The organism is Achromobacter sp. 2789STDY5608621, assembly GCF_001299375.1.
In the GTDB taxonomy this organism is placed as follows: domain Bacteria; phylum Pseudomonadota; class Gammaproteobacteria; order Burkholderiales; family Burkholderiaceae_B; genus Achromobacter; species Achromobacter insuavis.
On the sequence record NZ_CYTU01000005.1, the window covers coordinates 254127 to 267217 of the forward strand.

Here is a 13091-nt window from a genome sequence, read left to right on the forward strand (position 1 = left end):
CCCCTCCCTGGCGCGCCACCCAGCGCCTCCCCCCCCATGACCTACACCGCCAAAGAAATCTTCAAAACCCTGCAAGGCGAAGGCGCCCACGCAGGCCGCGCGGCGGTCTTCTGCCGGTTCGCAGGCTGTAATCTCTGGACCGGCCGCGAAAGCGACCGCGCCAGCGCCGCCTGCACCTTCTGCGACACCGACTTCATCGGCACCGACGGCGACGGCGGCGGCAAATTCGCCACCCCCGACCTGCTCGCCGACGCCATCGAAGCCGCCTGGGGCCCCGACACCGCCAACCGCTACATCGTCTTCACCGGCGGCGAACCCCTGCTGCAACTGGACGAAGCCCTCCTGGCCGTCGTCCACGCCCGCGGCTTCACCGTCGCCATCGAAACCAACGGCACCGTCCAGCCGCCCCCCGGCATCGACTGGATCTGCGTCAGCCCCAAAGGCACCGCCCCCGTCGTCATCGAACGCGGCAACGAACTCAAGCTGGTCTACCCCCAGGCCAACGCCCTGCCCCCGCGCTTCGAACACCTGGACTTCGAACACTTCTTCCTGCAACCCATGGACGGCCCCGCCCGCCTGGCCAACACCGAACAGGCCGTCCAGTACTGCATGCAGCACCCGCAATGGCGCCTGAGCCTGCAGACCCATAAATACATAGGCATTCCATGATTTCCGTGACCCGCAGGCTTGAATTCGACGCCGGCCACCGCATTCCCGATCACCGCAGCCAGTGCCGCAACATGCATGGCCACCGCTACGTGCTCGAAATCACCCTGACCGGCGACATCGTTCAGGCCCCCGGCGAATCCGACAACGGCATGCTGATGGACTTCGCCGACATCAAGCGCATCGCCAAGACCCACGTCGTCGACGTCTGGGACCACGCCTTCCTGGTGTACGAGGGCGACACCGCCGTGCGCGGCTTCCTCGACTCGATGCCCGGCCACAAGACCGTGGTGCTGGACCGCATCCCGACCGCCGAGAACCTGGCCGCCATCATCTTCGGGATCCTGGCGCCGCACTATCACGGCCACTACGGCGCCGACCTGCGCCTGACGCGCGTGCGCCTGTACGAAACGCCCAATTGCTGGGCTGACTGCAACGGCTGATCGCTCAGGGCGGCCGGCCTGGCCGCCCGCAAGCCGATGCGACCGCATGCGCTTGCCGCCCCGCCTTTCCACCCACGGAAAGCCCGCCCCTGATTTTCCCGATTGAAAAAATCAATGGAGATCTTCGCCATTTTCAATTAATAGTAAGCTAATAGATAGGATACAATCGATTTCCATGGACACCCCCACCGACTCCCAACTCATGGCCACCACCGCCAACCTGATGGTGCTGTCGCGCGCCTACCGCGGCGCCGCCGACAAGGCCCTGGCCGACTACGGCCTGTCGCAAGCCACCGCCTGGCCCGTGATCCTGGCCGGCCGGCTGGGCGACGGCGTGCGCCAGGGCGCGCTGGCCGAGGCGCTGGGGGTCGAAGGCCCGTCGCTGGTGCGCGTGCTCGACCAGTTGGTCGCCGCCGGCCTGATGGAACGCCGCGAAGACCCGCACGACCGCCGCGCCAAGACCCTGCACCTGACCGAGGCCGGCCACGCCCTGCGCAAGCAGGTCGAGGACGTGCTGGTGGAACTGCGCCGGCGCCTGTTCGACGGCGTCAGCGAAGCCGACCTGCAGGCCTGCCTGCGGGTGTTCGATTCGCTCAAGGCCGCGCTGGGCCGCGGCGCCGCCGGCGCCCAAGAGGACCCGCGGCCATGAAACTGCCCAACGTCCGCGAGACGATCTTCTCCCTCAAGAGCTACCTGAGCGCCATCATGGCGCTCTATCTTTCGTACAGCATCGGCCTGCCGCGTCCGTTCTGGGCCATGACCACCGCCTACATCGTGGCCCAGCCCTGGTCCGGCGCGGTGCGCTCCAAGGCGCTGTACCGCCTGGTCGGCACCTTCTGCGGCTCGGCCATGACCGTCTACATGGTGCCGCGCCTGTCCAACTCGCCCGTCGTCATGACCGCCGCCATGGTGGCCTGGGTCGGCGTCTGCCTGTACCTGTCGGTGCTGGACCGCACGCCGCGCTCGTATCTCTTCATGCTGGCCGGCTACACCGCCGCCATGATCGGCTTTCCCAGCGTCACCGATCCGTCGCTGGTGTTCGACACCGCGCTGGCGCGGGTCGAGGAAATCAGCCTGGGCATCGTCTGCGCCACACTGGTCCACAGCATCGTGCTGCCCCGCGGCCTGGCGCCCGCCCTGACGCTGCAGCTGGACAAGGCGGTGCGCGACGCCAAGCTCTGGATCCACGACACCCTGAGCGGCAAGACCGCCGAACAGAAAGACCGCGACCGCCGCGAGCTGGCCAACGACATCACCCAGCTGCGCCTGCTGTCGACCCACGTGCCGTTCGACACCGGCAACCTGCGCTGGACCGCCGGCGCGGTGCGCGCCATGCAGGACCAGATCGCCGCGCTCACGCCCGCCGTGTCCGCGGTCGAGGACCGCATGCGCGCCCTGCAGGCCAACGGCCAGACGCTGCCCGAACCGGTCTCGCAAGTGCTGGCCGACATCTCCGAATGGATCAACGCCGGCGCCAAGGCCACCCATGAAACCGCCGTGCAGTTGCGCGCCGCCGTGGCGCGCCTGACGCCCGCCATCGACAGCCATTCCGGCTGGCGCGACGCGCTGCTGGCCAGCCTCATGACGCGGCTGCGCGAGCTGATCGACACCTACGACGAATGCCTGGCGCTGCGCCGCGAAATCCGCGCCGGACTGGCCGGCGCCCCGCTGCGCGCGCCGCGCGCCGCCACCAGCACGCCCAATCGCGCGCTGCACCGCGACCGCGGCATGGCGCTGCTGTCGGCCGCCGCCGCCGGCGTCGCCATCTCGGCCGTCTGCCTGTTCTGGATCGGCACGGCCTGGAGCAACGGCGCCACCGCCGCCATGATGGCCGCCATCTTCAGCTGCTTCTTCGCCTCGCAGGACAACCCGGTGCCGGGCATCATGCAGTTCCTGACCTACACGGTGTATTCGATCCCGCTGTCGGCGCTGTACCTCCTGGGCATCATGCCGGCCATCCATTCGTTCGAGATGCTGGCGCTGGCGATGCTGCCCACCGCCTTCGTGCTGGGCATCTTCATCGCGCGGCCGGCCTCCACCGGCAAGGCCATGGCGGTGCTGTTCGGCTTCCTGGGCACCATGGCGCTGCAAGACACCCACACCGCCGACCTGGTGTCGTTCATCGACACCCAGGTGGCGCAGTGCATGGGCGTGGCCACCGCCGCGATCATCGCCGCCATCTTCCGCACCGTCAGCGCCGACTGGAGCGCGCGCCGCATCCAGGCCGCCAACTGGAACGAACTGGCCACGCTGGCCAGCTCGCCGCGCGCCCCGGCCCGCCACACCTATGCCGCCCGCATGCTCGACCGCATCGGCCTGCTGCAACCGCGCCTGGCCATGGCCAAGCGGCCCGACGACCTGGTCGCCGCCGATGCGCTCAAGGACCTGCGCGTGGGCCGCGACATCACCGAACTGCAACGCGCCCGCCGCCACCTGCCCATGGCCGACGCCACCATCGCGCCGGTGCTCGACAGCCTGGCGCGCTTCTTCCGTCAACGCTCGGCCTGGCGCGGCGGCGACAAGGCGCCGGAAATGCTGGCGCAGATCGACCGGGCCCTAGCCAGCGTCAGCGCCACGCCCGGCACCGTCGCCGCGCGCGACCGCGCCGTGGTGGCCCTGGTGGGCCTGCGCCGCGCCTTCTTCCCCGACGCGGCCGATTACCAACCCGCCCATCCCACGCTGGAAACACCATGATCGGCGAATTCAACCTCTACGGCATTTATTTCCCCTGGCTGCTGGTGCTGGGCGTGGTCACCCTGGGCGTGGCCTGGGCCGTGCGCCGCGTGCTGGCACGCGCCGGGCTGTACCGCCTGGTGTGGCACCCGGCGCTGTTCGACCTGGCGCTGTTCATCGTGCTGCTGTATGGCGTCTCCCTGATTTCCCCTTACTTTCTGCAGAGATAGGTATGAAACTCCCCAATGCCCTGCGCCCCGCCGCCATCGGCAAATTCGCGGTGACCGCCGCCGTGGTCGCGGCCGCCGTCTACGCCGGCTGGCAGCTGTGGGTGCACTATGAAGTCGAGCCCTGGACCCGCGATGGCCGCGTCAAGGCCTACGTGGTGCAGGTGGCGCCGGACGTGTCCGGCCTGGTGACCGCCGTGCCGGTGCACGACAACCAGGACGTCAAGGCCGGCGACGTGCTGTTCGAGATCGACCGCGCGCGCTTCCAGCTGGCCTACGACCAGGCCGAAGCGTCCGTGCGCTCGCAACAGGTGGCGCGCGAACAGGCGCTGCGCGACGCCAAGCGCAACCGCTCGCTCGGCCAGCTGGTGGCCGCCGAGGCGCTGGAACAGAGCCAGACCAAGTTGCAGCAGACCGAGGCCGCGCTGGCCCAGGCCGAGGTGCAATTGAACACCGCCCGCCTGAACCTGGAACGCAGCCGCGTGCTGGCCGTGACCGATGGCCGCGTCACCAACCTCGACCTGCGGGCTGGCTCGTACGCCAGCGCCGGGCGCGGCGTGATGGCGCTGGTCGACGCCAGCTCGTTCTACGTCGAAGGCTATTTCGAGGAAACCAAGCTGCCCGGCATCCACGAAGGCGACCCCGTGACCGTGACGCTGATGGGTGACAACCGCCAGATCCGCGGCCACGTCGAGAGCATCGCGCTGGGCATCGCCGACCGCGACCGCAGCACCGGCGCCAACCTGCTGCCCAACGTCAACCCGACCTTCAACTGGGTGCGCCTGGCGCAGCGCATCCCGGTGCGCGTGAAGATCGACGAAGTCCCCACCGGCGTGCGCCTGGTGGCCGGCCAGACCGCCACCGTCGCGGTCGGCGCCGCCGCCGCGCCCGCACAGACGCAGACCGACGCGCGCCAACCGTCCTGAACACGCCTTTTTTGCAAACCCGCAATCTCCTAGACAACGCCAAGCCGTAATCGCCATGAACACCAGATTCTTCCTGCCGCTGATGCTGTCCGCCGCATTGGCCGGATGCGCCGCCGTGGGCCCTGACTACCAGGTGCCCGCCGGATCGGCCGCCACCCGGCCAAGCGCGCAGGCGCCGTTCGCCGAGGCGCGGGAAGGCGTGTTCCAGCGCGACCAGGTGCCCGGCCACTGGTGGCGGCTGTACAACGATCCGGTGCTGGACGGCCTGGTGGAAAAGGCCCTGGCGGCCAACACCGACCTGCGCGTGGCCAGCGCCAATCTCGAACGGGCCCAGGCCGCCGTGCGCGAAACCCAGGCGCAGCAGCAGCCCAGCCTGGGTGTGAACGCCTCGCCCACCTTCGGCCACGTCTCTGGCATCCAGGAACTGGCGCCCGGCATCGACCCGCCCAACCGCTGGTCGTACTCGGCCGGCGCCAGCATGTCGTATCAGCTGGACCTGTTCGGCCAGATCCGGCGCGCCGTGGAAGCGGCCGGCGCCGATGCGCAGTCGGCGCAGGCGGCGTACGACGCCACCCGCGTCACGGTCGCGGCCGAGACCACCCGCGCCTACGCCAACCTGTGTTCGGCCGGCATGCAGCTGGCCTCGGCCGAGCACTCGGTCAAGGTGCAGCAGGAATCGCTGGATGCCGTCAGCCGGCTGCAACGCGCCGGCCGCGGCACCGCGCTCGACGTCACCCGCGCCCGCAGCCAGCTGGAGCAGCTGCGCGCCAACCTGCCGCCGTTCCAGGCGCAGCAGCGCACCGCGCTGTACCGCCTGGCCGCGCTGACCGGCCAGACCCCGGCCGAGATCCCGACCACGCTGCTGCAATGCGCCGCCGCGCCGCAACTGAGCCAGACGATTCCGGTGGGCGATGGCGCCGCGCTGCTGCGCCGCCGTCCCGACATCCGCCAGGCCGAACGCACGCTGGCCGCCGCCACCGCGCGCATCGGCGTGGCCACGGCCGACCTGTATCCCAAGATCACGCTGGGCCTGTCCGGCGCCTCGGGCGGCCCGGCCGCCATGTTCGGCGACCGCGGCACCTTCAGCTGGAGCGTCGGGCCGCTGATCTCCTGGACGCTGCCCAACACCGGCGCGGTGCAGGCGCGCATCGCCGAGGCCGAGGCCAACACCAAGGCCGCCGTGGCGCGCTTTGACGCCTCGGTGCTGAACGCGCTGCGCGAAACCGAGAGCGCGCTGGTGGTGTATGCGCGCCAGCTCGACCGCCAGGCCGCGCTGCAGGCCGCGCGCGACCAGGCGGCGCAGGCCGCGTCGCAGGCGCGCCAGCTGTTCCAGTACGGCAAGACCGACTACCTGACGGTGCTCGACGCCGAACGCACGCTGGCCAGCAGCGAAAGCGCGCTGGCCGCCGGCCAGGCCGAACTCAGCAACGACCAGATCGCCGTGTTCCTGGCGCTGGGCGGCGGCTGGGAAAAGTAGACGCGGCGGGCCGCCCGGCCCGTCCATCGAGACCGCGCGCCGCCCGCCCTGGCGGCGCCGACAAGGCCGTCCCCGCCTGGCCGGCTTGCCGGCACGGCGGCGTCGCGGTTGCTCGACGCGGTTGCCTGACGCGGTAACCACAGCCGCTTCGCCGGCCTCTCCTTAGCCACCGCACGGTCATCGCGCCGCGCTCGCCGCGCGTGATCGTTCACGCCCCGTTGCACGCCGCAGCGCAGGACCTGTCGCAAGACCCTCCGCAAGCCCCCCCCTGGCAAGACCCCCGCAGGCCTCCGCGCTTGCGCGCCTGCGCGCGCCCGACGGACGGCGCCGCCAGCCGACCCGGCCCGCCTTATCCCTCTTTCTCGCCCTGTCCCGCACCGCTTGCTCCACCCGGCCTTCCTTCAAATAGTTTCCACAATATGGAGACAACGTTGTGAATCCTCGCCACCACCTCTTAGAATCGGCTGCATATCATTATTCAAATCCATACAGAGACAAGTCGATTCCACTCGGAAGTTCACAACCCGAAGGAAATCCGACCAAACATCCATAATATGGAAAACCAGAATCACACCGAGGCTGCGCGCATCCTCGACAGCATCACCAAGCTGGCCCCCACGGACGCCGGCCGCGTGGTGATCGCCGCCTCGCATGGCGGCAGCTACGCCGCCTATTGCGCCGCCCGAGGCCGGGTGCGCGCGGTGGTCTTGAACGACGCCGGCGTGGGCTGGCAGCAGGCCGGCATCGCCGGCCTGGACGAACTGCAGCAATGGGGCGTGGCCGCCGCCACCGCCGACTACCGCAGCTGCCGCATCGGCGACGGCGCCGACATGGCGCGCCACGGCATCATCAGCCACGTCAACGGCCTGGCCCATGCGCTCGGCTGCCGCCCCGGCATGGCTGTGGCGCAGGCCGCGCGGCGGCTGGCCGATGCCGACATGGCGCCGACCTGGCCGGCGCCGCGCCACGAGGCCCGCGCGGTCCTGGCCACGGCCGCCGACGGCACGCCGCGGGTGATCGGCGCCGACTCGGTCTCGTTGCTGGAGGCGGACGACAACGGCCGCATCGCCGTCACCGCCTCGCACGGCGAACGGCTGGCGGGCCTGGCCACCGACGGCGTGCGCCCCCGCCCCTGGCTGGTGACCTTCAACGACGCCGGCATCGGCAAGGACAGCGCCGGCATCGGCCGCCTGCCCCTGCTGCAGCAGCGCGGCATCGCGGCGCTGACCGTGTCGGCCCACAGCGCCCGCATCGGCGACGCGCGCTCCTGCTACGAGGACGGCGTGGTGTCGTGCGCCAACGCCCGCGCCCGCGAACTCGGCTGCCGCATCGGCGCCCCCCTGAAATCCTTTATCGACGCCCTGCTGGCCGGGCGCGCAACCCACCTGGAGCATTCCCCGCATGTCGGAAACCCTTGAAATCACCGGCGGCGAAGCCATCGCCCGCATGTTCGCGGCGCATGACGTCGGCCTGATGTTCGGCATGGGCGGCTTCCAGCTGCTGCCGTTCTACGACGCCGTGCGGCGCCTGAAGCTGAACCACAACCTGATCAACGACGAACGCTGCGCGGTGTTCGCCGCCGACGCCTACACCAAGGTCAGCGGCCGCCCCGCCGTGTGCGACGCCACGCTCGGCCCCGGCGCCACCAACCTGGTCACCGGCCTGGCCGAGGCCTACAACGCCGGCACCGCCATGGTGGCGCTGGTGGGCGACTCGCACCGCATGCATTCGTGGAAGAACATGACGCAGGAAGCGCGCCAGCTGGAAGTGCTGCGCCCGGTGGTCAAGGACGTGCTGCGGGTCGAGAAGATCGAGCGCATTCCCGAACTGGTGCGGCGCGCCTTCGCGGTCGCCACCAGCGGCCGGCCCGGCCCGGTGGTGCTGGACGTGCCCGAGGACATCGCGCATGAAGTCCACGCGTTCGACGCCGACGCCTTCCACGCCAGCGCCACCTACCGCCGCGCGCCCGCCCTGCGCTGCCGCCCCGACGCCGACGCCCTGGCGCAGGCCGCCGCCATGCTGGCCGGCGCCGCCCGTCCGCTGATGCTGTGCGGCGGCGGCGTGCACATCAGCGAGGCCGCCGAGGCGGTGCAGGCCTTCGCCCGGCGCTACAACATCCCGGTCGCCCACACCATGAGCGGCAAGGGCGCCATCGCCTGCGACGATCCGCTGAACGCGGGCCTGTTCGGCCGCTACAGCCGCATCGCCAACGACCTGATCGCCAAGTCCGACTGCCTGTTCGTGGTCGGCTGCAAGCTGGGCGAAGTGGCCACGCGCCGCTATGACCTGCTGGCCACCGGCGCGCCCATCATCCACCTGGACATCGTGGCCGAGGAATTCGACCGCACCACCACGCCGACGCTGCGGCTGTGGGGCGACGCCCGCGCCACACTGGCCGAGCTGGACCAGTCCCTGGCCGCCCGGCCCGACGACGGCGCCGCCCGCCGGGAAAGCTACGCCGCCGAAGTCGGCCAGGCCATGCATACCTGGCGCGAATCGGTGCACGCCAAGCTGACCTCGGCCGACCGGCCCATCGGCATGGCGCGCCTGATGCACGAGATCAACGCCAGCCTGCCCGAGGACGGCGTGCTGGTGGCCGACGGCGGCTTCGCCGCGCACTGGGGCGGCCTGCTGTTCGACACCAAGCGCGCCGGGCGCGGCTTCGTGCCGGACCGCGGCTTCGCGTCGATCGGCTACGGCATCCCCGGCGCCATCGGCGCGGCCGCGGCGGCGCCCGGGCGGCAGGTGATCAGCCTGACCGGCGACGGCGGCTGCAACATGTCGCTGGGCGAACTGGAAACCGCCGTGCGCATGGGCCTGGCCTTCACCCTGGTGGTGGTCAACAATGCCGCCTCGGGCTATATCAAGGCCTTGCAGCACCTGATGTACGGCAGCGGCAGCTACCAGTCGTCGGACCTGGCCGAGACCAACTACGCCAACGTGGCGCGCGCGCTGGGCTGCAACGGCATCCGGGTGGAGGACCCGGCCGAGATCCCGGCCGCGCTGGCCGCCGCCTATGCCTGCAAGGACCGCCCCACCGTGCTGGACGTGGTGGTGACGCGCGACCCCGCGCACATGCTGCCCGGCGTCGACAGCCGCGCCGCCAAGATCAAGCCGGGCGACCGCATCGCCTGAGCCTGAATAACAACACAGACATACCAAGCGAGGAGACAACCCATGAAGATCCGTACCTGGCTGACCGCGGCGGCCGCCGCCCTGGCCACCGTGCTGGCGCCGTCCGCCGGCGCCCAGAGCAACTATCCCGACCGTCCGATCCGCCTGATCGTGCCCTTCCCGCCCGGCGGCACCTCGGACGTGGTCGGCCGCATCTTCGCCGAAGCGCTGGGCAAGCAGATCGGCCAGGCGGTGGTGGTGGAAAACCGCGGCGGCGCCGGCGGCACGGTCGGCTCGCGCGCGGTGGCCAGCGCCACGCCCGACGGCTACACGCTGCTGCTGGGCACCTCCAGCACCAACGGCACCAACTCGGCCGTCTACAAGAACCTGCCGTACGACGCGGTCAAGGACTTCACCCCCGTCACGCAGATCATCCGCGTGCCGGGCGTGATCGTGGTCAACAAGGACTTCCCGGCCAAGGACTACGCGTCCTTCGTGGCGCTGGTCAAGGGCGCGCCGGGCAAGTATTCGTATGCCTCGTCGGGCAACGGCGGCGCCACCCACATGGCGATGGAATACTACAAGTCGCTGTCGGGCCTGGACATGATGCACGTGCCGTATCGCGGCACCGGCCCGGCGCTCAACGACGTCATCGCCGGCCAGGTGCCGATCCTGTGGGACACGGCGGCCTCGTCGATGGCGCACATCCAGTCGGGCAGCCTGCGCGCCATCGTGGTGGCCGCGCGCAAGCGCCTGCCGCAACTGCCCGACGTGCCCACCTTCGCCGAAGTCGGCCTGCCGACGTATGACGCCGAGATGTGGAACGGCCTGCTGGCCCCGGCCGGCCTGCCCGCGCCGATCCTGGCCAAGCTGGGCGAGGCCTCGCGCCGCGCGCTGGCCGACCCCGAGGTGCAGGCCAAGTATGCCGGCGTGGGCGCCTACGTGGTGGCCGACCAGCCGGAGGCCTTCGCCGCCATGATCAAGGAAGACGTGGCCAAGTGGAAGAAGGTGGCCGAGTTCGCGCACATCTCGGTGGACTGACATGGGCCAGCGCATGCAAGGCAAGACCGCGCTGGTGTTCGGCGCGGGTTCGTCCGGACCGGGCTGGAGCAACGGCCGCGCCGCCGCCGCGCTCTATGCCCGCGAAGGCGCGCACGTGTTCGCGGTCGACCTGCGCGCCGATTCGGCCGAGGAAACCCGCCGCATCATCGCCGAGGAAGGCGGCCGCTGCACCGCGCTGGCGGCCGACGTGACCGACAGCGCGCAGATCCTGGCGGCGGTGCAGGCCACGCTGGCCGAGGCCGGCCGCATCGATGTGCTGCACAACAACGTCGGCATCACCGAGATGGGCGACCCGATCGAGGCCAGCGAAGAAAGCTGGCACCGCGTCATGGACACCAACCTGACCGGCGTGTTCCTGACCTGCAAGCACGTGCTGCCGGCCATGCTGGCCCAGGGCGGCGGCAGCATCGTCAACATCTCGTCGCTGGCCTCGATCCAGGTCAACACCTATCCATACACCTCGTACTACGCCGCCAAGGCCGGGCTGAACCACCTGACCCGCGCCCTGGCGGTGCGCTACGCGCCCGACAACATCCGCGTCAACGCGGTGCTGCCGGGCGTGATGGACACGCCGCTGATCTACACCCAGATCGCGGGCCAGTTCGAGGATGTCGAGGAAATGCGCCGGCGGCGCAACGCCGCCAGCCCGATGGGCCGCATGGGCGACGCCTGGGACGTGGCGCACGCGGCGCTGTTCCTGGCCAGCGACGAAGCGAAATACATCACCGGCGTGTGCCTGCCGGTGGACGGCGGCAAGTCCTGCGCGGGACGATAGCCGGCGTAGCAGGCCGGCCAGCGGGACGCCAGGACGCGCCGCCTGCCGGCCATCTCCCGATCGGTCCGATGCTTGTGTCGGATTGCCCGGATCCGAGACGCGCGCGGTCGCGCCGCGCGTCAGGCCGGGCGCGGCGCCAGCTCCGCGCCCAGTTCCGTGGCGGCGCGCTGCAGCGCCGCCACCACCTCCTGCAAACGCGCGCCCGACAAGCGCGAGCGGATCGCGGCCACGCTGAGCGCGGCCACCACGTGCTGCTCGCGGTCGTACACCGGCACGCCCACCCCCAGCATGTCCGGAATGATGCGGCCCGGGTTCAGCGCATAGCCTTGTTTGCGGGCGGCGGCGATATCCTCGCGCAGCATCGCGGTGGACGGCAGGTCCGGCGCGGCCGAGGCGTCGTAGCGCGCCAGCACCCGCTCGATGTCGTCGTTGGGCAGGAACGCCAGCAGCGCCAGGCTGCCCGCCCCCACGCCCAGCGGCCGGCGGTGGCCGACCTCCAGCGTCAGGATCTTGATGGGGAAATCGCCCGTCTTGCGGTCGACGCAGACCGCCTCGTGGCCCGACCGCACCGACAGGAAGCTGGTGTCGCCGGTGGACTCGGCCAGCCGCAGCACCGCCGATTCGGCGATCGCCTTGATGCCGTGGCGGCTTTCCGCCGCCAGCCCCAGGATGTACGACTCGCGCCCCAGGCTGTAGGTCTTGAGCTTGGGATTGAGGGCCAGAAAGCCCTCCTGCAGCAGGGCCGACAGCATGCGGTGCGCGGTCGGCGGCGTCAGGCCCAGGTCGCGCGCCACGTCGGTCAGGCCGACGCCGCGCGCGGGCGCGGCGCCCACGTACTTGAGGATGCGCAGCACCCGGAAGATGCTCTGCGCGCCGCCGACCGGATCGGCGTCGCGGGCGGCGGCGGAGGATTTGGCGGGACTCATCGGCGCGGCGTCAATGCACCGTGGTGCCGTCCGGCGGCGACTGGTTCAGGCCCAGCGCCGCTTCCCAGCTGCGCAGCGGCACGCAGGTCTGCAGCCGCTCGATGGCGCGCTGGATCAGCGCCGGGTGCAGCTCGTGGCCGACCTGCGAGGCCACGTCGATGGTGGCGTCGCCATGCAGCTCGTCCAGCCGCGCCTGCGCCGCCTGGATGTGGGCCACCGGCATGATGCCGTCGGCCGCGCCGTGCAACAGGTGCAGCGTGGTGTACTGCGGCGCGGCCTTGGGCAATTGCGCATAACGGCCCGAAAAGGCGATCACGCGGCCGGCCATGCCGTCATGCGCCTGCACCAGCTCGAGCGCCATGATGGCGCCCTGCGAGAAGCCGGCCAGCGCGGTGTCGGACTGCAGCAGGCCAAAGCGCGCCTGGGCCTGCTTCACGTAGGCCTCCAGCGGCGGCAGGGCCTGGGCCACCCGTTCGGGGCGGTTTTCCTCGGTGACGCCGCGCACCGAAAACCATTGCCGGCCGGCGCCGCCGCCGTCGAACGGCTCGAAACCCTCGGGGATCAGGATCGCCGCGGCCGGGAACGCGGCGCGCACGGCCTGGGCCAGCGGCAGCAGGTTGTCGGGCGCGCCGCCGACGCCGTGCAGCAGGATGAACAACTGGCGCACCTCGGCGCCCGGTTCGGGCAGCAGTTCGATCGCGCGGGAAGAAGAGGACGAATCTGGGGGAGAAGCAGCCATGCAACGGCTCCGTTCGGGCACTGGATGGCCCCATTGTAAAATGCCCGTCACACGCAATCCTAG

The 13091-nt window shown here is 70.7% G+C and carries 13 protein-coding genes; 11 read left to right on the forward strand and 2 right to left on the reverse strand.

Annotated elements, in window-relative coordinates:
• The first annotated feature begins 36 nt into the window (after positions 1-36).
• The 11 genes from queE to AOZ53_RS08380 all read left to right on the forward strand — a co-directional run bounded on the left by queE (position 37) and on the right by AOZ53_RS08380 (position 11363).
• Entirely contained in the window at positions 37-669 is a 633-nt protein-coding gene (gene queE, locus AOZ53_RS08330) for a 7-carboxy-7-deazaguanine synthase (protein WP_054431285.1), read from the forward strand.
• Positions 666-1109 (forward strand): 6-carboxytetrahydropterin synthase QueD, encoded by a 444-nt coding sequence (gene queD / locus AOZ53_RS08335; RefSeq protein ID WP_054431284.1) that lies wholly within the window; start codon positions 666-668, stop codon positions 1107-1109. The genes queE and queD overlap by 4 nt, the downstream gene beginning before the upstream one ends.
• 175 nt (positions 1110-1284) lie before the next feature.
• Entirely contained in the window at positions 1285-1758 is a 474-nt protein-coding gene (locus AOZ53_RS08340; protein WP_054431283.1) for a MarR family winged helix-turn-helix transcriptional regulator, read from the forward strand.
• Positions 1755-3803, forward strand: coding sequence for an FUSC family protein (locus AOZ53_RS08345; RefSeq protein ID WP_054431282.1), 2049 nt, complete (start codon positions 1755-1757; stop codon positions 3801-3803). Before AOZ53_RS08340 ends, AOZ53_RS08345 begins: the two co-directional genes overlap by 4 nt.
• Positions 3800-4012 (forward strand): DUF1656 domain-containing protein, encoded by a 213-nt coding sequence (locus AOZ53_RS08350; RefSeq protein ID WP_020927916.1) that lies wholly within the window; start codon positions 3800-3802, stop codon positions 4010-4012. The genes AOZ53_RS08345 and AOZ53_RS08350 overlap by 4 nt, the downstream gene beginning before the upstream one ends.
• Before the next feature lie 2 nt (positions 4013-4014).
• Positions 4015-4935 carry an efflux RND transporter periplasmic adaptor subunit gene (locus AOZ53_RS08355; RefSeq protein WP_054487521.1) on the forward strand — a complete coding sequence of 307 codons (921 nt, stop codon included), beginning with the start codon at positions 4015-4017 and terminating at the stop codon, positions 4933-4935.
• A gap of 55 nt (positions 4936-4990) precedes the next feature.
• Positions 4991-6412: an efflux transporter outer membrane subunit gene (locus tag AOZ53_RS08360; protein WP_054431280.1), complete on the forward strand. Its 1422-nt coding sequence runs from the start codon at positions 4991-4993 to the stop codon at positions 6410-6412.
• A gap of 554 nt (positions 6413-6966) precedes the next feature.
• Positions 6967-7830, forward strand: a complete 864-nt coding sequence (locus tag AOZ53_RS08365; protein WP_054487523.1) for a hypothetical protein — start codon at positions 6967-6969, stop codon at positions 7828-7830.
• A complete protein-coding gene (locus AOZ53_RS08370) occupies positions 7814-9547 on the forward strand; it encodes a thiamine pyrophosphate-binding protein (protein ID WP_054431278.1) in 1734 nt (577 codons plus the stop codon). Before AOZ53_RS08365 ends, AOZ53_RS08370 begins: the two co-directional genes overlap by 17 nt.
• Before the next feature lie 42 nt (positions 9548-9589).
• Positions 9590-10567, forward strand: a complete 978-nt coding sequence (locus AOZ53_RS08375; RefSeq protein ID WP_054431277.1) for a Bug family tripartite tricarboxylate transporter substrate binding protein — start codon at positions 9590-9592, stop codon at positions 10565-10567.
• A 1-nt stretch (position 10568) separates the two neighbouring features.
• Complete coding sequence (locus AOZ53_RS08380; RefSeq protein ID WP_054431276.1) at positions 10569-11363, forward strand: SDR family NAD(P)-dependent oxidoreductase; 795 nt, start codon at positions 10569-10571, stop codon at positions 11361-11363.
• A gap of 119 nt (positions 11364-11482) precedes the next feature.
• On the opposite strand, the gene AOZ53_RS08385 is transcribed toward AOZ53_RS08380, so the two are convergent.
• Complete coding sequence (locus tag AOZ53_RS08385) at positions 11483-12289, reverse strand: IclR family transcriptional regulator (RefSeq protein WP_054431275.1); 807 nt, start codon at positions 12287-12289, stop codon at positions 11483-11485.
• 10 nt (positions 12290-12299) lie between these two features.
• Complete coding sequence (gene ypfH / locus AOZ53_RS08390; RefSeq protein ID WP_054487525.1) at positions 12300-13028, reverse strand: esterase; 729 nt, start codon at positions 13026-13028, stop codon at positions 12300-12302.
• Positions 13029-13091: the final 63 nt, after the last annotated feature.

Bases quoted from the DNA above. Each gene is read 5' to 3' on its own strand.
- queE (WP_054431285.1), top strand. From the start codon at position 37: ATGACCTACACCGCCAAAGAAATCTTCAAAACCCTGCAAGGCGAAGGC.
- queD (WP_054431284.1), top strand. From the start codon at position 666: ATGATTTCCGTGACCCGCAGGCTTGAATTCGACGCCGGCCACCGCATT.
- AOZ53_RS08340 (WP_054431283.1), top strand. From the start codon at position 1,285: ATGGACACCCCCACCGACTCCCAACTCATGGCCACCACCGCCAACCTG.
- AOZ53_RS08345 (WP_054431282.1), top strand. From the start codon at position 1,755: ATGAAACTGCCCAACGTCCGCGAGACGATCTTCTCCCTCAAGAGCTAC.
- AOZ53_RS08350 (WP_020927916.1), top strand. From the start codon at position 3,800: ATGATCGGCGAATTCAACCTCTACGGCATTTATTTCCCCTGGCTGCTG.
- AOZ53_RS08355 (WP_054487521.1), top strand. From the start codon at position 4,015: ATGAAACTCCCCAATGCCCTGCGCCCCGCCGCCATCGGCAAATTCGCG.
- AOZ53_RS08360 (WP_054431280.1), top strand. From the start codon at position 4,991: ATGAACACCAGATTCTTCCTGCCGCTGATGCTGTCCGCCGCATTGGCC.
- AOZ53_RS08365 (WP_054487523.1), top strand. From the start codon at position 6,967: ATGGAAAACCAGAATCACACCGAGGCTGCGCGCATCCTCGACAGCATC.
- AOZ53_RS08370 (WP_054431278.1), top strand. From the start codon at position 7,814: ATGTCGGAAACCCTTGAAATCACCGGCGGCGAAGCCATCGCCCGCATG.
- AOZ53_RS08375 (WP_054431277.1), top strand. From the start codon at position 9,590: ATGAAGATCCGTACCTGGCTGACCGCGGCGGCCGCCGCCCTGGCCACC.
- AOZ53_RS08380 (WP_054431276.1), top strand. From the start codon at position 10,569: ATGGGCCAGCGCATGCAAGGCAAGACCGCGCTGGTGTTCGGCGCGGGT.
- AOZ53_RS08385 (WP_054431275.1), bottom strand. From the start codon at position 12,289: ATGAGTCCCGCCAAATCCTCCGCCGCCGCCCGCGACGCCGATCCGGTC.
- ypfH (WP_054487525.1), bottom strand. From the start codon at position 13,028: ATGGCTGCTTCTCCCCCAGATTCGTCCTCTTCTTCCCGCGCGATCGAA.